Below are 18,278 nucleotides of genomic sequence, written 5' to 3'. Positions count from 1 at the left end.
TGGTGGACCGCTTGGCAGCCATCCCGCGCGTTTCGTGGACAGCTCCCTGTCCTTAAGAACTTCTCAAGGCCACATTCCAGATTGCCGGAGCTTCCATTTCAATGTTGCGGGGGTTCGGATGTAGAGCTTTATCTGCGACCGCGCCGAACTCCACTGGACAAAGAAACCGTCCAGATGGTATGTTTTTCTATGACTCTCGCCCACCAGCGCAAAAAGGATCCCACCCAGGTTCGCCGCCAGCTTCTGGAGCAGGCCGCCCGGCTCTCCCTCCAGGAAGGTCTGGCTAATATGAGCCTGCAAGGAATTGCGACTGCGGCGGGTGTCACGAAGGGCGGGCTGCTGCATCATTTTCCCTCCAAGCAGGCGCTGGTCGAGGCCATGTTCACGGATTTCCTGGCCATGCTCGACCGTGAGATCGACGAACAGATCGCGGCGGACGATCAGACCCATGGCTGCTTTTCCCGCGCCTATGTCGAGGCGATGTTCCGGCAGGGCGATAGCGGTATGAACAGCCCTTGCGCCGTGCTGGGTATCGCCATGCTCACCGATCCGGGGCTGCGGGATCTGTGGGCGAAGTGGCTCGCCGTCCGCCTCGAGCGGCATCGGCAAACTGATGGCGCGCCTGAACTGGAAGTCATCCGCTATGCCGCCGATGGCGTATGGCTTGCCGATTTCATGGAGGCGCGGCCGGCGAACCGGGCCGATCTTCGCAATCGTCTCATCAGCGCTACAAAAAGAGTTTCGTCATGAATCCGTTGTTCGCCGCCTATGGCGCGCTGCTCATCGCCATCGCCGCCGAGGTCGTGGGAACCACATTGCTCGCCTCATCACAGCAATTCACCCGACTGTGGCCGAGCCTCGGCACGGTCGCGGCCTATGCGCTGGCCTTCTATCTCCTGTCCTTCACCTTGCGCGTGATGCCGGTCGGTATCGCCTATGCGATCTGGAGCGGGCTCGGTATCGTGCTCGTCTCCGCCGTGGGTTTCGTCGTGCTGCGCCAGGCGCTCGATCTGCCGGCTCTGATCGGCATCGGCTTCATCATTACCGGCGTGATCATCATCCACACCCTGTCGGGCTCGGTCTCGCATTAGGATAGCGAATGAAAAAGGGGCGGCTCATTGGTCGCCCCCGATCTGCTTAGCTCTTCTGAACTATCAGAAGTGATAGTTGATCGACGCACGCACAATGTTGGACGTCACACTGCCCGAAGCACTAGCGGGCGCACCCACGATAGCCGGGTCGTAATCATACTTCTCCGAACCAAAGTCGGCATAGAGATACTCGACGCCAAGCGACACGTTCTCTATGACCTTGTAGTCAATACCAGCGCCGATCACCCAGCCTGTGTGAGTATGGCTATCGCTTAACGTCGGCGTCGCATCACTGTGCAGATTGGTAATGCGGCTCTTGAACTCGGCAATGGCCAGACCACCTGTCGCGTAAATCAAAGCATCGCCAGTCGTGATACCAGCTTTCGCCCGCACCGTGCCGAACCAATTCATTTCGCCGTAGGCAAACGCATCTTCCGATCGATCGCAGCCATTCACGGCGACGCAAGTGTCTCCGTCTACGTCAGCGTATGAAATGTCAGCAACGGCACCGAGCACGAAATTGCTGCCGACCATAAAGTCGTAGCCAACCTGGCCACCGACCATCCAGCCATCCATATCAATGGTGCTGTCGCTGCTTGCGAATGCGCCATCGCCATTGAAAGAACCTTTTGACCAGTTGTAGCCGCCGATCACGCCCACATATGCGCCACCCCATGTGCTTGGTGCCGGTTCATACACATCAGCGGCATGAGCGATGCCACCGAAGGCAACGAGGCCAAGCATGGCGACAGCGAGAGAATTACGTCTAAGCATTTCCGCCCCTTGAGAGTTATCGTAGTGAAACGCATATGCATATCATGGCTGGCACCATGCGCGTAACCTATGTCTGGTTGCGCAGCGGGAGCAGTATGTCGCCTAAGGTTGTCTCGACAGGCGGCTGATATTTTGATTACGCGTAAGCCCCGTGGCAGTGTTTGTATTTCTTGCCTGAGCCGCAGGGACAGGCGTCGTTGCGGCCGACCTTGCCCCAGGTGCTGGGATCATGCGGATCGACAGCGGCGCCCTTGGCCTTGCGCGGCGCTTCCTGGCCGAAGATGAATCCTTCGCCGACATCGTCCTGGCCGGTGGTCGCATCGATGTGATGCGCCCGCATCGGCGGCAGGTCGTCCTCATCGGGGAGGAGGTCGTCCGACGGCCGGCTCTGCAGCTCGACGCGCATGATCTGGCCGGTGGTCAGCTCGCGCAGGCGGGCAATCATCGCCTCGAACAGCGTGAAGCCCTCGGTCTTGTATTCGTTGAGGGGATCGCGCTGACCGTAGCCGCGCAGATGGATGACCTGGCGCAGATGCTCGACGGTGACGATATGCTCGCGCCAGAGATGATCGAGGGTCTGCAGCAGAACCGCCTTCTCGACCTGGCTCATGATCTCCGGCGTGTAGGTCTCGCGCTTCCGGGCATAGAACTCGTCCGCCGCCTTGATCACGCGCTCGCGGATTTCCTCGTCCGCGATGCCTTCCTCCTTCGCCCATTCATCGACGGGCAGGTCGAGGGCCACGGTTTCGCGCAGCTTCTCGCGCAGGCCCGCGGCGTCCCATTGCTCGGCATAGGCGTTCTCGGGAATGTGGCGCTTGACCTGATCGTCGATGATCTGGTGGCGCATGTCGTCGATGGTCTCCGAAACGTCCTCGCCGCGCATGATGCCAATGCGCTGCTCGAAGATGACCTTGCGCTGATCGTTCATCACATTGTCGAACTTCAGCAGGTTCTTGCGGATGTCGAAGTTGCGCGCCTCGACTTTCTGCTGGGCCTTTTCGAGCGCCTTGTTGATCCATGGATGGACGATCGCCTCGTCCTCCTTGAGGCCGAGCTTCTGCAGCATCGAATCCATGCGCTCGGAGCCGAAGATGCGCATCAGGTCGTCATCGAGGGACAGATAGAACAGCGAGCGGCCGGGATCGCCCTGGCGACCGGAGCGGCCGCGCAGCTGGTTGTCGATGCGCCGGCTCTCATGGCGCTCGGTACCGATGACGAAAAGGCCGCCGGCCTTCAGCACTTCTTCCTTGTTGCGCTCGATCTCGGCGCGGATCGCCTCCTCGCGCTGCGTTCGCTCAGCTCCGGGCGGCATGTCCGCGAGCTCGGCGGCGATGCGCATCTCGGCGTTGCCGCCGAGCTTGATGTCGGTGCCGCGGCCGGCCATGTTGGTGGCGATGGTGACAGTGCCCGGATAGCCCGCCTGGCCGATGATCTGGGCTTCCTGCTCGTGATAACGGGCGTTCAGCACATTATGGGGAACGTTCATGCTCTTCAGCATGCCGGCGAGGATTTCCGACTTCTCGATCGACGTCGTGCCGACGAGGATCGGCTGTTTGCGCTCGCGGGCGTCCTTGATGACCTCGATGATGGCCTTGTATTTTTCCTTGGCGGTCCGGTAGACCTCGTCGTCCTCGTCCTTGCGGCCGACCGGGACATTGGTCGGAATTTCGATGACGTCGAGCTTGTAGATGTCCATGAACTCCTCGGCTTCCGTCGAGGCGGTGCCGGTCATGCCGGCGAGCTTCTCATAGAGGCGGAAATAGTTCTGGAAGGTGATCGAGGCGAGCGTCTGGTTCTCCGGCTGGATGGCGACGTGCTCCTTGGCCTCGAGCGCCTGGTGCTGGCCGTCAGAATAACGCCGTCCTGGCATCATGCGGCCGGTGAATTCGTCGATGATGATGACCTGGTTGTCCTTGACGATGTAGTCCTTGTCGCGCTGGAAGATCTTGTGGGCGCGCAAAGCCTGCTGGACATGATGCACGAAGGTCACGTTCTCGGCGTCGTAGAAATTCTCGCCCTTGAGCAGCCCGGCGGCGCCGAGAAGCTGTTCCATATGCTCGTTGCCCTGTTCGGTCAGGGACACGGAGCGCTGCTTCTCGTCGAGCTCGTAGTCGCCGGCGACGAGCTGCGGAATGAAGACGTCGACGGCGTTGTAAAGGTCGGACTTGTCGTCGATCGGGCCCGAGATGATCAGAGGCGTGCGTGCCTCGTCGATGAGGATCGAGTCCACTTCGTCGACGATCGCGAAATTGTGCCCGCGCTGCACCATCTCCTCGAGATGGAACTTCATGTTGTCGCGCAGATAGTCGAAACCAAGCTCGTTGTTGGTGGCGTAGGTCACGTCGGCGGCATATTGCTGGCGGCGTTCGGCGTCGGACAGGCCGTGCACGATGCAGCCGGTGCTGAGGCCGAGGAAATTGTAGATCTGGCCCATCCACTGGGCGTCGCGACGGGCGAGATAGTCGTTGACCGTCACCACATGCACACCCTTGGAGGTGAGCGCGTTGAGATAGACGGGGAGCGTGGCGACCAGGGTCTTGCCTTCGCCGGTCTTCATCTCGGCGATGCGGCCCTCATGCAGGACCATGCCGCCGATGAGCTGGACGTCGAAATGGCGCTGCCCGAGCGTGCGCTTGGCCGCCTCGCGCACAGTGGCGAAGGCGGGCGCCATCAGGTCGTCGAGCGAGCGGCCATTGGCCAGCTGCTCGCGGAATTCGGCGGTCCGGGCTTGCAGCGCCTCGTCCGAGAGGCCGGTGAGGCTCGCTTCCAGAGCGTTAATCTCGGCGACGCGGGCGGCATATTTCCCGACCTTGCGGTCATTGGCGGAGCCGAATATCCGCGACGCGATCGAACGCAGTCCTAGCATATTAAGTCTTTCCTTCGGGAACGGGGCGCTGTCGCCGACGCAAGTCTGGGGCCGCCTTTTAATGAAAATGAGGCTTCCGGGCAATTGCCCGGGCGCCGGAAAAGGAAATATTGAGGGCCGGCCTCCAGGCTGGAATAGGCCTTCTCCACGTAGGCGGTCTGTCCAAGGACTTCAATGCGTTGCATCGAGGTCACAGGAGGTAATTGTTCCATATCCCCCCTTGAAGTTGACGTATAATGCGACCATTGTCCGCGCCGCGTTACAACGAATTAGGGAAAATGAGGCCTGGAGGCGGCTTATTCTTGCCGGATTTGGCCGCCAATGAGCTACCATCGCGGCAGGGACGCCGCCCGGTGCCAAGACCCCATATGGGAATGCGATGCTGATGATTCAGAACTTGACCAAATTCGCCGCCTTGTCGGCGGTTTCCTTCATGCTGCTGACGCCGGCCATGGCGCAGGAAGTGAAGGAAGACAAGACCGTCGCCATCGTCAATGGCCATGAAATCAAGGTTTCCGAGGTCGAGATGGCGGCAGAGGACATTCTCGGCCAGCTGCCCGACATCCCACCGAAGCTGCGCTATCCCTATATCGTCGAGTATCTGGTCGAGCGCCATCTCCTGGCCCAGGCCGCGGTCAAGGAAGGCATCGCCGATTCGGACGAATATAAGCGCCGTCTCGCCCTCTATCAGGCGAAAGCCCTGCGCGATGCCTATTTCGCCCAGACGATCGTGCCGACCGTTACCGAAGACGAAATGAAGAAGGCCTATGACACCGAGTCCGCCAAGGTGGCGCAGACCGAGCGTGTCCGGGCCCGGCATATCCTCGTCGCCAGCGAACAGGAAGCCAAGCAGATCCGGGCCCGCCTCGCGAAGGGCGAGAAGTTCGAGGACCTGGCCAAGCAGTACAGCCTCGACGGCTCCAAGGAATATGGCGGCGATCTCGGCTACTTCACGGCCCCGGAAATGGTGGCGGAATTCTCCAAGGCCGCCTTCGCGCTGAAGCCGGGCGAGATATCGCAGCCGGTCAAGACCGATTTCGGCTGGCACATCATCAAGCTCGAAGACCGCAAGATGGGCGGCGCTCAGCCCTATGACCAGGTGAAGACGGCGATCCGCAATATTCTGCTGCGCAAGAAGACGCAGGAGAAGATCATCAGCCTCAGGCTGCAGTCGAAGGTCGAACTGAAGGATCCCGACCTGCAGAAATTCGCCGAAGAGGCGCGCAAGCTGCGCCAGAAGGCGCTAAGCCAGAAGCAGCAGGGTGGGGCCCAGGCCCCCGCGGGCGATCAGCCGGATGCCACGGACGCGCCGGCGCTCACTGGCGAAGAGCCCGCGACAGGCGGCGGCAAATCGGATATGCAGGCGCCGCAGTAAGAGCTTAGCGCGGGATGCGAAAAAGTGGGCACCGGTTTTTCGCAAGAATCCCGCGCTAATTTATTGGAATCGATCACGTTTATGAGTTTGGATTGACTCAGTCCAAACTCATCGTGATCTAGGATTTGGGGGAGGGGAAGAATGGCTAGCAATGTCCGGTCGCCATTGGCGCCGGAGGAGTTTCCAGTGCTTCCTCCCCTGGACGGCGTCACCTTCGCGGTCGCCGAAACGGGCATCCGCTACAAGAACCGCCCGGATGTGCTGCTGGCGCTGGTGGCGCCCGGAACCTCGGTTGCCGGCGTTCTCACCACCTCCAAATCGCGCTCGGCCCCGGTCGACTGGTGCGCCGAGAAGCTTAAAGGCGGCACCGCCCGCGCCCTCATCGTCAATTCCGGCAACGCCAATGCCTTCACCGGCAGCGCCGGGGTGAAAACCGTGACCCAGGTGGCGAAGGCCCTGGCGGCCAAAGCCGGATGCAAGCCTCAGGAAATCTTCCAGGCCTCGACCGGCGTCATCGGCGAACCGCTCAATCCGGCGCCAATCGTGAACGCCCTGCCGCAGCTCTTCGGCGCCTTGCGCGGAGATGCCTGGGCGGAAGCCGCGCGCGCGATCATGACGACCGACACTTTCCCCAAGGCCGCCACCCGCAAGGCGCGCCTGGGCGGGGTGAGCGTCACCCTCAACGGCATCGCCAAGGGCTCGGGCATGATCGCGCCCGACATGGCGACGATGCTGTCCTTCGTCTTCACCGATGCGGCGCTGCCGCCGCGCCTGCTGCAGAAGCTCCTGGCGAAGAGCGCTGCGCAGAGCTTCAATTGCATAACGGTCGACGGCGACACCTCGACATCGGATACGCTTCTGATGTTCGCCACCGGCAAGGCCGGACCGGCGCTCAAGGGCCTCAAGTCGGAAGCCGATCCGCGCCTCAAGGACTTCAGCCGCGCGCTCGACGATCTGTGCAAGGATCTGGCGCTGCAGGTGGTGAAGGACGGCGAGGGGGCGGAGAAGCTCATCGAGATCACCGTCACTGGTGCGGAGAACGACAAGGCGGCGCGGAAGATCGGCATGGCCATCGCCAATTCGCCGCTGGTCAAGACGGCCATCGCCGGCGAGGACGCCAATTGGGGCCGCATCGTCATGGCGATCGGCAAATCCGGCGAGAAGGCGATCCGCGACAAGCTGAAGATCTGGATCGGCGGCGTGCAACTCGCCAAGAACGGCATGAAGGCGCCCGATTATCGCGAAGCGGAGATCATGCCGCATATGAAGGGCCGCTCGATCGTCATCAAGACGGATGTCGGCGTGGGCAAGGGAAGAGCCACGGTGTGGACCTGCGATCTGACCCATCGCTATATCGACATCAACGGCTCCTATCGCAGCTGATGACGGCGGTGGTCCTTGTCGCCGCGGTGGCGCTGGTCGATGCCGATGGCCGCGTGCTCATCGCCAAGCGGCCGGAAGGCAAGTCGATGGCGGGCCTGTGGGAGTTTCCCGGCGGCAAGGTCGAGGCCGGCGAGCGCCCGGAGCTGGCGCTGATCCGCGAGCTCAAGGAAGAGCTCGGCATCGATGTCACCGAGGCCTGCCTGGCGCCGCTCACCTTCGCCAGCCACGCTTACGAGAAATTTCATCTGCTGATGCCGCTTTATGTGTGCCGGCGCTGGAAAGGCACGGTGACGGCGCTCGAGGGCCAGGAACTCAAATGGGTCAGGCCCAATCGCCTGCGCGAGCATCCGATGCCGCCGGCCGATCTGCCGCTCATTCCCCATCTCATCGATCTGCTTTAGATTTCCCGGGCATGACCCGATCGAGCGCGGCGGAAATCCTGGCGAGGCAGCGGCTATCGCTGGCTCCGGTCACATTGGAGCCCGGTCAGCGGCCGGTTGAGGAACGCGAGGCCTATGCGCTTCAGGCCGAGGCGAATGGCCTCCTCGCCGAGGCGCTGGGCCGGATCAGCGGGCACAAGATCGGCTGTACGACGCCGGTCATGCAGGAATTTCTCGGCATCGCCAGCCCCTGCGCGGGCCAGGTCTTCGACAGGACCGTACTGAGCCAGGCGGGCCAGGTCTCGCGCGCCTCCTATCGCAAACTTGGCGTCGAATGTGAAATCGTCGTCGAGATCGGCACGGACATCGAGCCGCGGCGGCAGGATCATACGCGCCAGTCCGTCGAGTCCCATGTGCGGGCGGCGATGGCGGGGATCGAGATCGTCGACGACCGCTATGCCGACTACCGTTCGCTCGGCGTCCATACGCTGATCGCCGACAATTTCTTCAATGCGGGCTGCGTGCTGGGATCGCCGGTGACCGGCTGGCAGGCCCTGGATCTCGTCAGCCTCACCGGTCACATGCGCATCAATGACAGCGAAGTCGGCCGCGGCACCGGGGCCATGGTCATGGGCCATCCGTTGGAAGCCTTGGCGTGGCTCGCCAACGCGCGCAGCGCCCGCGGCGAAGGATTGCGGCGCGGCGAGTTCGTGTTCCTGGGCAGCCTCGTCGAAACCAAATGGCTGAACGCCGGCGACATGGTGATGATCGAGGTCGAAGGGCTCGGCCAGGTTAGTCTGACGGTCTCAGCCTAATCCTTGAGCTTCACTTCCGTGGTCTTGAGAGCATCGGCGAGGCGCGCCTTCGCGCTGCCCGGACGCAGCGGCTGCTGCTGCGACGAATGCGGCGCCCAGCCGATGGCCCAGGCGGCATCGACGGTCGCCCTGATGCGGCCGTCGGCATCGGCGAAACGCGCGTCGTAAATAGCGGCGGCGCGGGCGAGAAGGGCCGGGCTCACGGGCTTGCGCGAGCGGTCGGTGAGGCATTGCTGGAAGCCCAGCGCCTTGATCTCGCGCATGAGCGAAAGCGCATTCTTGTATCTGACCGTCGTCTGATCGAGATCGACGGCGGGCAGCGCGAAGCCGGCGCGCTGCATCAGGCTGCCGATATCGCGCAGATCGGCAAAAGGCGCCACGCGCAGGCTGGCGCCGCCGGTGAGCTCGGCCTCGGCGGCCAGCCAGGCCTCGCGCAGCTCGCTCAAAGTGCGGCCGGCAAACACGCCGCCCAGGAAAAGTCCGTCGGGGCGCAGTGCGTTTCGAAATTGCGTCAGGCTCCCCGGCACGTCGTTGACGCTGCTGAGGCTGAACACGTTGACGATGCAGTCGAGGCTTTGCGGCGCGAGCGGCACGGCCTCGTCGTCGAAGACAAGATCGATGCCGGGCCCGGGCGCCGGGGCGGCGGTGATGATGGCGCCCAGCCGTTTAAGGCAGGCGAGGGCGGTTCTGATCTCGCCGGCGCCGGGGCCGAAAATCAGCGTCGTCTGGAAGTCGCGCAGAATGAGGCCGAGACGGCTTTCCACCTCGGCGGCAAGCGCCTGAGCATAGAAGGCCGGCCGGCTCCCGGCGGCGCGCGCCAAGTGGCGCCGCCGCAGGGCCTTGTCGAAGATCTGGGGCACGCCGCTCATAGCGCGGAACCTAGTCCATGCGGTGACCGGATTCCATGTTACAATCCGGCATGGCCGCCTTGCCTCTCACGCAGATTTCGGAGGGCTTCACGCGCCTCGGCAAATGGAGTCTCGACTGGCTCATTCCGCCGCAATGCCTCGGCTGCCAGAGTGCTGTCGCCGAGGCCTCGGCTCTCTGTGCCGACTGCTGGGCGAGGCTTTCCTTCATCGAGGCGCCCTTCTGCCCGCGGCTCGGCACACCCTTCCCCTATGACCCGGGCCCGGAGGCGGTGAGTGCCGCGGCACTTGCCGATCCGCCGCCGTGGGACGAGGCGCGGGCCGCGCTCATCTTCGATGAGACGGCGCGCGCTCTGGCGCATGCCCTCAAATATCGCGACCGGCATGAGGCGGGGATCGTCATGGCGCGGCTCATGCTGCGCGCCGGCGGCGACATATTGCACAATGCCGCCGCCGTCATCCCGGTGCCGCTGCATCGCCTGAGATTATGGCGCCGGCGTTACAACCAGTCGGCCATTCTCGCCCGCCATCTTTGCCAGGCCACGCAGAAGCCGTTCCAGCCGCATCTCCTGGAGCGGCGGCGGCGGACCCAGGCGCAGACCGGGCTTGATTTCGCGGAGCGTCAGCGCAACGTCAAGAATGCCTTCCGGGTGCCGGAGCAATACCGTCCCGACATCGTCGGCAAGCCCTTCGTGCTCGTCGATGATGTCCGCACCACGGGTGCCACCCTCGAGGCTTGCGCCCGGGCGCTGAAGGAGGCGGGGGCGGGACGGGTGGACGTGCTGACCTTCGCGCTTGTGCCCAAGCCGAAGCATCTCCATATTTAGGGGAGAGTCATTGTCTCATTTATCGTGACGGCCATGCCGAAAGTCACCATCTACACGACGCCCTTCTGCCCCTACTGCCATTCGGCCAAGGCCTTGCTGCGGCGCAAGAATGTCGATTTCTCGGAAATCGACGTCAGCTACGACGCACAGGAGCGCCAACAGATGATGGTGAAGGCCAATGGCCGGCGCACCGTACCGCAGATCTTCATCGGCGAGACGCATGTCGGCGGCAGCGACGAACTCCACGCGCTCGACCGGCAGGGCAAGCTCGATCCGCTGCTTGCCGGAGCATGAGCTTCAAGGCCGGACTTATCCAGCTTCGTTCCGGGCGGGACATGGCGCGCAACATCGCAGAGGCTTCCGCCTTGATCGAAGAAGCGGCGCGGCAGGGCGCGCGCTTCGTCGCGACGCCCGAAATGACCAATATCCTGGAGACGGATCGCGACCGGCTGCGCGCGTTGGTCCGGTCCGAGCATGAGGATGCTTCGGTGGCGGCGTTCGCCGAGCTTGCGCGGAAGCATCGGATCTGGCTGCTGGCCGGCTCCTTCGCGCTCAAAGGGCCGGGGCATAAGCTTCTCAACCGCTCACTGCTGTTCTCGCCTGCGGGCGAGATCACCGCCCGTTATGATAAGGTGCATCTCTTTGATGTCGACCTGCCGAACGGCCTGACCTTAAGGGAATCGGCTGCCTATGAAGCCGGCCATGACGTGCCGGTAGTGCCGCTGCCCTTCGCCACGCTCGGCCTCACCATTTGTTACGATGTCAGATTTCCACATCTCTATAGAGAGCTGGCGCGCAGGGGCGCCGAGATCCTGGCGGTGCCCTCGGCCTTCACCAAGGTAACCGGCGAGGCCCATTGGGAGGTGTTGTTGCGCGCGCGGGCCATTGAGACGAGCAGCTTTGTCCTCGCTCCGGCGCAAGGCGGCATACATGAAAGCGGCCGCGAGACCTATGGCATGAGTCTTGCTGTATCTCCCTGGGGCGAGATCATTGCGCAAGGCGATGAGGAGCCTGCGCTTGTCATGACGATGATAGATCGGTCGCAAGTCCTTGATGCAAGACGGCGAATCCCGGTGTTGAAGCATAATGACGAGCTTACCTTGAATGCCCGGGGTGAGGTTGCTACCTAATCGTCATGATCCGATACGATCTCATTTGCGACAGTGGCCACGAATTCGATGGCTGGTTCTCAGACAGCGCCGCCTATGAGGCGCAGGCGAAGCGCGGGCTCGTCACCTGCGTCCATTGCGGATCGGCGAAGATCGAGAAGCAGCTGATGGCGCCCGGCATCCCGGTGAAGGGCAACCGCCGGAAGGAAGGTCCGGCCAGGCGGGAAGCCGCCAAGCCGGTGCTCGCCACCACCTTCGATCCGCGCCAGGAGAAACTCCTCCAGATGATGCGCGAGATGCGCAAGACGGTCGAAGAGAATGCCGAATATGTCGGCAACCGTTTCGCCGAGGAAGCGCGCAAGATCCATTACGAGGAATCGGAGAAGCGCGGCATCTATGGCGAGACCACGGCCGAGGATGCCAAGGACCTCATCGAGGAGGGGATCGAGATTCATCCCTTGCCGGTCCTGCCCGAGGATGGGAATTGAAGCTGGCCGTTTTGTTCAAGACGTCCTGAGGCGACAAGGCCAAGATGGCCTCATCTTGAGCCGCGGGAGATTCCATCATGAGCACTGAAGGCCAAAATCGGCGGATCGACTATGTCGAGCTCAATGTCGCCGACATAGCCCGGTCTAAGGCGTTCTATGGCGCGGCCTTCGACTGGTCCTTCACGGATTTCGGACCCAGCTATTGCGAGTTCAATGACGGCCGGCTGAAGGGGGGCCTGACGACAACCGCCCCGGTGAATGCCGTGGGAGGACCACTCGTCATCCTCTATGCCGATGATCTGGAAGACGTCGAGACGCGCGTGCGGCGAGCCGGTGGCAAAATCGTCAAGCCGATCTTCAGCTTTCCGGGCGGCCGGCGCTTTCACTTCGCCGATCCGGACGGTTACGAGCTGGCCGTGTGGTCGGCCAAATAGGTCAATTTCCCGGCTTCTGCGCCACCAGCATGTAATTGACGTCCATGTCGCGGGCGCGCCGCCATTCTCCCGAAAAGGGATTGTAGGTGACGCCGGTGCGATCCTGCTGCTTGAGGCCGCTCGCTCCGAGCCAGCCCTCGAGCTCCTCCGGCGTGATGAACTTCTCCCACTGATGGGTGCCCTTGGGCAGCCAGCCCAGCACATATTCGGCTCCCACAATGGCGAGGCCGAAGGACTTGAGTGTCCGGTTCAGGGTGGCGACGAAGATCAGGCCGTTGGGTTTGAGGAGCCGGGCGCAGGTCGCGACGAAGGCCTTCGGGTCGGCGACATGCTCGATCACCTCCATATTGAGGATCACGTCGAACGTGTCGCCCGATTCGGCGAGCGCCTCGGCCGTCATCGCACGGTAGTCGATAGCGAGATCCTGCTCCTGCGCATGGACGCTGGCGGTGGCGATGTTCCTGTCCGACGGGTCGATCCCGGTGATCTCGGCGCCAAGCCTCGCCATCGGCTCGGTCAGGAGCCCGCCGCCGCAGCCAATATCGAGGAATCGCAGTCCCTCGAAGGGGCGTCTGGCAAAGGGGTCGCGGGCGAAGCGGGCCGTCACCTGCTCCTTGATGTAAGCGAGACGGACCGGGTTGAAGACATGCAGGACCGCGAACTTGCCCGTCGGATTCCACCATTCGGCGGCGATCTTGGAAAATTTCTCGACCTCGGCGGGATCGAGGCTCGGGGACTGCGGGACTGCGGTCATCTTGGCTCCAGTTTGTCTCATCCCATTATTGCATAGAGGGGGCCTGTCATCTATGAGTACGCCGCGCCGTATCCCGCCCTTAATTCAAGGATCTAGGACAAGGCGTGCCGGGCCCAATCGGGGACCCCGTGCGCGTGATGAAAGAGGTTTTGGGCCATGGGCCGCTTGGTAATGAAATTCGGGGGGACTTCCGTCGCGGATATCGAACGTATCCGCAACGTGGCGCGCCATGTGGAGCGCGAAGTCAAGGCCGGACACGAAGTCGCCGTCATCGTCTCGGCGATGGCTGGAACGACCGACAGGCTGGTCGGCTGGTGCCGGGAAGCGGCCGCCGTCCATGATGCCCGCGAATATGACGCCATCGTTGCCTCGGGCGAGCAGGTCACCTCCGGTCTCCTCGCCATCGTGCTTCAGGACATGGGCATTCCGGCCAGGTCCTGGCAGGGCTGGCAGGTCTCGGTGAAGACCGACGGCGTCCACGGCGCCGCGCGCATCGCCTCGATCGACGCATCGGAGCTGCGCAAGCGTCTGGAGCAGGGCCAGGTCGCGGTGGTGGCGGGCTTCCAGGGCATCGGCCCGGACAAGCGAATCACCACTTTGGGCCGCGGCGGCTCCGACACCTCGGCGGTGGCGCTGGCGGCCGCGCTCGAGGCGCGCTGCGACATCTATACCGACGTCGACGGCGTCTATACGACCGATCCGCGCATCGTTTCCAGAGCCCGCAAGCTCGACCGGGTGTCCTATGAGGAGATGCTGGAAATGGCGTCCCTCGGCGCCAAAGTGCTGCAGACGCGCTCGGTTGAGCTCGCCATGGTCTACAAGGTACCCTTGCAGGTACGCTCGAGCTTCGAGGCGCCTGACGCCGCCAACCAGAACCGGCCGGACGGCTCAGGCCCCGGAACACTCGTATGCGATGAGGACAGTATCGTGGAACAACATGTCGTAAGCGGCATCGCCTATTCGAAGGACGAAGCCAAGGTCTCGATCCGCAAGGTGAAGGACAAGCCGGGCGTGTCGGCCTCGATCTTCGGACCGCTCGCCGAGGCCGACATCAGCGTCGACATGATCGTCCAGAACGTCTCGACCGACGGCGAGACGGCGAACATCACCTTCACGGTGGCGCGCAAGGACCTGCGCAAGGCGCTCGAAGTCCTGCAGGGACTGAAGGACAAGGTCGGCTATCACGAACTCACCCACTCGGTCGATGTCTCCAAGGTGTCGGTGGTCGGCATCGGCATGCGCAGCCACGCCGGCGTCGCCGCCAAGATGTTCAAGTCGCTGGCCGAGAAGGGCATCAACATCCAGGCGATCACGACATCGGAAATCAAGATCAGCGTCCTGATCGACGAAGCCTATACCGAGCTTGCGGTGCGCGCGCTGCACAGCGCCTATGGCCTCGAGGGAGCCAACTGAGCGATGACGCGCGCGCTCGGCCATAAACGCTGTGCCGCCTTTGTAAGGAAACCGGTAACGCCGGCTTCTCGAGAGGACACTGCCTGATGGTTACATCCGCCTTAGGCCCGCGTGTTCTTCTCAGAAGGCTCCGCGAGGTCATGGCGGAGCCCGAGACGGCGCAGAAGCGGCTCGACAAGATCGTCGTCCTGATCGCGGCCAACATGGTCGCGGAAGTGTGCTCCATCTACGTGATGCGGCCGGGCCAGGTCTTGGAACTCTATTCCACCGAAGGCCTGAAGCGCGAAGCGGTCCACCTGTCCAAGCTGAATGTCGGCGAAGGTCTCGTCGGCACCATTGCCGCCGGGGCGCAGCTTCTCAACCTCGCCGACGCCCAGGCGCATCCGGCCTTCAAATATCTGCCGGAAACCGGCGAAGAGGCCTATCACTCCTTCCTCGGCGTGCCGATCCTGCGCAACGGCATCGTCATCGGCGTTCTCGTGGTGCAGAACCGCACGCGGCGCCACTATACGGATGAAGAGGAAGAGGCGCTGCAGACGACCGCGATGGTCTTGGCCGAGATCATCGCATCGGGCGGCCTCACCGACGTGGCGCGCGACGTCGCCGCCGACATCGCCCATGTGCGCAGCCATCATGTGAAGGGCGAGGCGCTGGCCGACGGCATAGCTCTCGGCCATGTCGTGCTGCACGAGCCGCGCGTGGTGGTCGAAAATCTCATCGCCGAGAACATCCCCAAGGAAAAGCTCCGCCTCGACGGGGCGATCGAGCAGTTGCGCGCCCATGTCGACGAACTCATCGAGGGCACCGACACCCGCGGCGGCGAATATTCGGAGGTGCTCGAGACCTTCCGCATGTTCGCGCATGACCGGGGCTGGGTGAACAAGCTGCGCGAGACGGTGGAGACGGGCCTCACCGCGGAGGCGGCGGTCGAGCGCGTGCAGAGCGACAACCGGGCGCGCATGATGCGCACGCCCGATCCCTATCTGCGCGAGCGCATGCATGATCTCGACGATCTCGCCAACCGGCTGCTGCGCATCCTCACCGGCCAGATCGCCACGGCGTCCCGCGGCGATCTTCCGCAGAACGCCATCGTGGTGGCGCGCAATATGGGCCCGGCCGAGCTCCTCGACTACGACCGCACCAAATTGCGCGGCGTGATCCTGGAGGAGGCGGGCCACACCAGCCATGTTGCTATCGTGGCCAGGGCGCTGGGCATTCCCGCCATGGGCCAGAGCGAAGGCATCATTGATGTCGTCGATACCGGCACGCCGATCATTCTCGATGGCACGGTGGGCGAGGTCTATGTGCGCCCCTCGCCCGAGATCGAGCGCGCCTATGCCGACAAGGCCCGCTTCAACGCCAGGCGGCAGGCGCAGTTCGCCGCCTTGCGCGACACGCCGGCCACGACCCGCGACGGCGTCAAGATCGATCTCGGCATCAATGCCGGCCTGCTCGTCGACCTGCCGCACTTGCACGATTCCGGAGCCGAGAACATCGGCCTGTTCCGCACCGAATTGCAGTTCATGATGGCGCAGCATTTCCCGCGCCTCGATGCGCAGGTGCGCCACTACCGCGGCATCCTCGCGGCCGCGAATGCGCGGCCGGTCACCTTCCGCACCCTCGATATCGGCGCCGATAAGCTTCTCCCCTATCTCCGGCACGTGAAGGAAGACAATCCGGCGATGGGCTGGCGCGCCATCCGCATGGCGCTCGACCGGCCGGCGCTTCTGCGCCTGCAGCTACGGGCACTTCTCAAGGCCGGCGCCGGCCAGACCTTGCGCGTGATGTTCCCGATGATCGCCGAGGTGCATGAGTTCCTCGCCGCAAAGGCGATGGTCGAGGATGAAAAGCGTCATCTGAAGAAGCACGGCCACAAGCTGCCCGCCGCGATCCAGATCGGCGCCATGATCGAGGTGCCGGCGCTGGTGTGGCAGCTCGATCAGCTTCTGCCCGAGCTCGATTTCGTCTCCATCGGCTCGAATGACCTCATCCAGTTCCTTTATGCGTCAGACCGCGCCAATCCGCGCCTTGCGCATCGCTACGATCCCTTGAGCCCGGCCATGCTCAGCGCCATCCGCGCCATCGTGGTGGCGGGCGAGAGGCACGGCGTCCAGGTCAATCTGTGCGGCGAGATGGCGGGGCGGCCGATCGAGGCCATGGCGTTGATCGGCCTGGGCTTGCGCTCGATCTCGATGGCGCCGGCGGCGATCGGTCCGGTCAAGACCATGATCCTCACGGCCGATCGGCAGAGATTGTGGGAGTTCATGGAACCGCTTCTGGCCAGACCCGATCATTCCGTGCGCGAGGCGCTCAGCCATTACGCCAAGTCGGCCGGCATCCGGCTGATTTAAACTTTCCCAAGATGGGTCGGCGTTAGCCTTCTGCTTACCATTCTGAGGCATCTTCAGAAGAGTATTAGCGTTACCGGCCGGTTAAGGCCGGATGTCTGGAGAAGTGCTCCATGGATGCAGTTTCAGCCGATCTCGACCGCGATGGTGATGCCGCGCTTGACGACGCGACCCCATTCTTCCGGCCCAAGCCGGATGGCGATCTCAACCCCGCCGGTGAGGCCGGCTGGTATTTGCAGCGCGAGCGCGAAAAGCGCGGGCTGAGCCTCGACCAGATCGGCGAGGCCACCGGCATTCACCCCTATCATGTCGAGGCCATCGAGCGGGGCGACCTCACGCGCCTGCCCGAGCGGCTCGAGGCACTCGAAATGGTCGGCATCTACGGCGAGTATATGGGCTTCGAGCCGGAGCCTCTGGTCACTCATTATGCGGCTTTCCTGCCGCGCCCGGTGGTCGCCGGTGCCAAGGCGCATCCGGCCAATCCGGGGCCCTTGTCGAGTGCCAAAATCCTCAAATTCGGCAAGCTGCCGCCGTTCCCGCGCTTCAATATCAAATCTTTCCCGGGTGGAGCCGGCGGTGTGATCGGCTCCTGCTTCGGCGCCATCCTGCTGTTCGCCACCGCGAGCTGGGTCATGCAGCCGGTGCCCGAAACATCCACCGGTCAGCAGATCGTCCAGGACGAGACCCAGACCCAGCCCGACGAGGGTGATCCGATGACCACCGCCTCGACCGGCGAAAGCCAGACGAATGTCGCGGTGAGCGAAGAGCCCATGCCCGAGGCGATCGAGCCCAAGGTGATGGAAGAAACCGCCGCCGCCGGCAAGGAGCCCGCGACCGAAGAGGATGCGCTTTCCGGCATCGGCGCCCTCATCCAGGATAATTTCGAGGCCCCGGCAGCCTCGGCGCCGCCCGAGCCGCAACAGGCGGCCCCGCTGCCCCAGCCAGACACGACAAAGCCTGTGGCGAACGCGCCGGACGCCGGCGAGGAGGGTGCCCGCCTGGTGCTCAAGGCCAAGGCGCCGGTCTGGGTGCGCATCGAGGATTCCCAGGGCAATGTGGTCATGACCAAGATGCTGCGCGCTGGCGACACCTATAGTGTGCCCAACCGTCCGGGGCTGGTGGTCATCGCCCGCGACGGCGGACTGCTGTCCTATATCATCGACGGCAAGGAACGCGGCATATTGGGCGTGCCCGGCCAGATCCTTGTCGGCCAGCCGCTCGACATCCCGGTGCTCGAAAAGCGCGGGTAAACCCGCCGGCTCAAAACTTAGAGCCTTTCCCGTTTTGATCGAATCAAGGGATTCGATCAAAACGGGATAAAAAGGCTCGATTACATATATCTGGAGCGCTTCCTT

18 protein-coding genes are annotated in these 18,278 nt (G+C 63.2%); 14 read left to right on the top strand and 4 right to left on the bottom strand.

What is annotated here, in order from left to right; genetic code table 11:
• Positions 1-81 precede the first annotated feature (81 nt).
• Together G5V57_RS04925 and G5V57_RS04920 are read left to right on the top strand one after the other, a co-directional pair.
• Complete coding sequence (locus tag G5V57_RS04925) at positions 82-750, top strand: TetR/AcrR family transcriptional regulator (protein ID WP_246737525.1); 669 nt, start codon at positions 82-84, stop codon at positions 748-750.
• Positions 747-1,091, top strand: coding sequence for an SMR family transporter (locus G5V57_RS04920; RefSeq protein ID WP_165166458.1), 345 nt, complete (start codon positions 747-749; stop codon positions 1,089-1,091). Before G5V57_RS04925 ends, G5V57_RS04920 begins: the two co-directional genes overlap by 4 nt.
• A 63-nt stretch (positions 1,092-1,154) precedes the next feature.
• Here the strand turns inward: G5V57_RS04920 and G5V57_RS04915 are convergent, their stop codons facing one another.
• Both G5V57_RS04915 and secA read right to left on the bottom strand, forming a co-directional pair.
• Positions 1,155-1,865, bottom strand: a complete 711-nt coding sequence (locus G5V57_RS04915; protein WP_165166457.1) for an outer membrane protein — start codon at positions 1,863-1,865, stop codon at positions 1,155-1,157.
• 136 nt (positions 1,866-2,001) lie between these two features.
• A complete protein-coding gene (gene secA / locus G5V57_RS04910) occupies positions 2,002-4,731 on the bottom strand; it encodes a preprotein translocase subunit SecA (RefSeq protein WP_165166456.1) in 2,730 nt (909 codons plus the stop codon).
• Between the two features lie 385 nt (positions 4,732-5,116).
• Here secA and G5V57_RS04905 point away from each other — a divergent pair, with 385 nt between their 5' ends.
• From G5V57_RS04905 to G5V57_RS04890, 4 genes are all read left to right on the top strand, one after another.
• Positions 5,117-6,106: a peptidylprolyl isomerase gene (locus tag G5V57_RS04905; protein WP_165166455.1), complete on the top strand. Its 990-nt coding sequence runs from the start codon at positions 5,117-5,119 to the stop codon at positions 6,104-6,106.
• A 141-nt stretch (positions 6,107-6,247) separates the two neighbouring features.
• Positions 6,248-7,489 (top strand): bifunctional glutamate N-acetyltransferase/amino-acid acetyltransferase ArgJ, encoded by a 1,242-nt coding sequence (gene argJ / locus G5V57_RS04900; protein ID WP_165166454.1) that lies wholly within the window; start codon positions 6,248-6,250, stop codon positions 7,487-7,489.
• Positions 7,489-7,890, top strand: coding sequence for a (deoxy)nucleoside triphosphate pyrophosphohydrolase (locus G5V57_RS04895; RefSeq protein ID WP_165166453.1), 402 nt, complete (start codon positions 7,489-7,491; stop codon positions 7,888-7,890). The genes argJ and G5V57_RS04895 overlap by 1 nt, the downstream gene beginning before the upstream one ends.
• Before the next feature lie 11 nt (positions 7,891-7,901).
• The gene (locus tag G5V57_RS04890; protein ID WP_165166452.1) at positions 7,902-8,684 is read left to right on the top strand and encodes a 2-keto-4-pentenoate hydratase; all 783 of its coding nucleotides are present in this window, start codon (positions 7,902-7,904) and stop codon (positions 8,682-8,684) included.
• Here the strand turns inward: G5V57_RS04890 and G5V57_RS04885 are convergent.
• Positions 8,681-9,553 carry a methyltransferase domain-containing protein gene (locus tag G5V57_RS04885; RefSeq protein ID WP_165166451.1) on the bottom strand — a complete coding sequence of 291 codons (873 nt, stop codon included), beginning with the start codon at positions 9,551-9,553 and terminating at the stop codon, positions 8,681-8,683. The two genes, G5V57_RS04890 and G5V57_RS04885, sit on opposite strands and share 4 nt — an antisense overlap.
• Positions 9,554-9,603: 50 nt before the next feature.
• On the opposite strand from G5V57_RS04885, the gene G5V57_RS04880 reads away from it, so the two are divergent.
• The 5 genes from G5V57_RS04880 (at position 9,604) to G5V57_RS04860 (ending at position 12,408) form a co-directional block, all read left to right on the top strand.
• A complete protein-coding gene (locus G5V57_RS04880; protein ID WP_165166450.1) occupies positions 9,604-10,377 on the top strand; it encodes a ComF family protein in 774 nt (257 codons plus the stop codon).
• Between the two features lie 33 nt (positions 10,378-10,410).
• Complete coding sequence (grxC, locus tag G5V57_RS04875) at positions 10,411-10,671, top strand: glutaredoxin 3 (RefSeq protein WP_165166449.1); 261 nt, start codon at positions 10,411-10,413, stop codon at positions 10,669-10,671.
• Positions 10,668-11,507, top strand: coding sequence for a carbon-nitrogen hydrolase family protein (locus tag G5V57_RS04870; protein ID WP_165166448.1), 840 nt, complete (start codon positions 10,668-10,670; stop codon positions 11,505-11,507). The genes grxC and G5V57_RS04870 overlap by 4 nt, the downstream gene beginning before the upstream one ends.
• Positions 11,508-11,512: 5 nt before the next feature.
• Positions 11,513-11,974, top strand: a complete 462-nt coding sequence (locus G5V57_RS04865) for a DUF1178 family protein (RefSeq protein WP_165166447.1) — start codon at positions 11,513-11,515, stop codon at positions 11,972-11,974.
• 77 nt (positions 11,975-12,051) lie between these two features.
• Positions 12,052-12,408 (top strand): VOC family protein, encoded by a 357-nt coding sequence (locus tag G5V57_RS04860; RefSeq protein ID WP_165166446.1) that lies wholly within the window; start codon positions 12,052-12,054, stop codon positions 12,406-12,408.
• 1 nt (position 12,409) lies between these two features.
• Here the strand turns inward: G5V57_RS04860 and ubiG are convergent, their stop codons facing one another.
• Positions 12,410-13,162: a bifunctional 2-polyprenyl-6-hydroxyphenol methylase/3-demethylubiquinol 3-O-methyltransferase UbiG gene (gene ubiG, locus G5V57_RS04855; RefSeq protein ID WP_165166445.1), complete on the bottom strand. Its 753-nt coding sequence runs from the start codon at positions 13,160-13,162 to the stop codon at positions 12,410-12,412.
• A 156-nt stretch (positions 13,163-13,318) separates the two neighbouring features.
• Here ubiG and G5V57_RS04850 point away from each other — a divergent pair, with 156 nt between their 5' ends.
• The 3 genes from G5V57_RS04850 (at position 13,319) to G5V57_RS04840 (ending at position 18,173) form a co-directional block, all read left to right on the top strand.
• Positions 13,319-14,575 (top strand): aspartate kinase, encoded by a 1,257-nt coding sequence (locus tag G5V57_RS04850; protein ID WP_165166444.1) that lies wholly within the window; start codon positions 13,319-13,321, stop codon positions 14,573-14,575.
• An 86-nt stretch (positions 14,576-14,661) separates the two neighbouring features.
• The gene (ptsP, locus tag G5V57_RS04845) at positions 14,662-16,926 is read left to right on the top strand and encodes a phosphoenolpyruvate--protein phosphotransferase (protein ID WP_165166443.1); all 2,265 of its coding nucleotides are present in this window, start codon (positions 14,662-14,664) and stop codon (positions 16,924-16,926) included.
• A gap of 110 nt (positions 16,927-17,036) precedes the next feature.
• Positions 17,037-18,173: a helix-turn-helix domain-containing protein gene (locus G5V57_RS04840; protein ID WP_165166442.1), complete on the top strand. Its 1,137-nt coding sequence runs from the start codon at positions 17,037-17,039 to the stop codon at positions 18,171-18,173.
• Positions 18,174-18,278 lie beyond the last annotated feature (105 nt).

The organism is Nordella sp. HKS 07, assembly GCF_011046735.1.
In the GTDB taxonomy this organism is placed as follows: domain Bacteria; phylum Pseudomonadota; class Alphaproteobacteria; order Rhizobiales; family Aestuariivirgaceae; genus Taklimakanibacter.
This window is presented reverse-complemented; position numbering and strand designations above follow the sequence as displayed.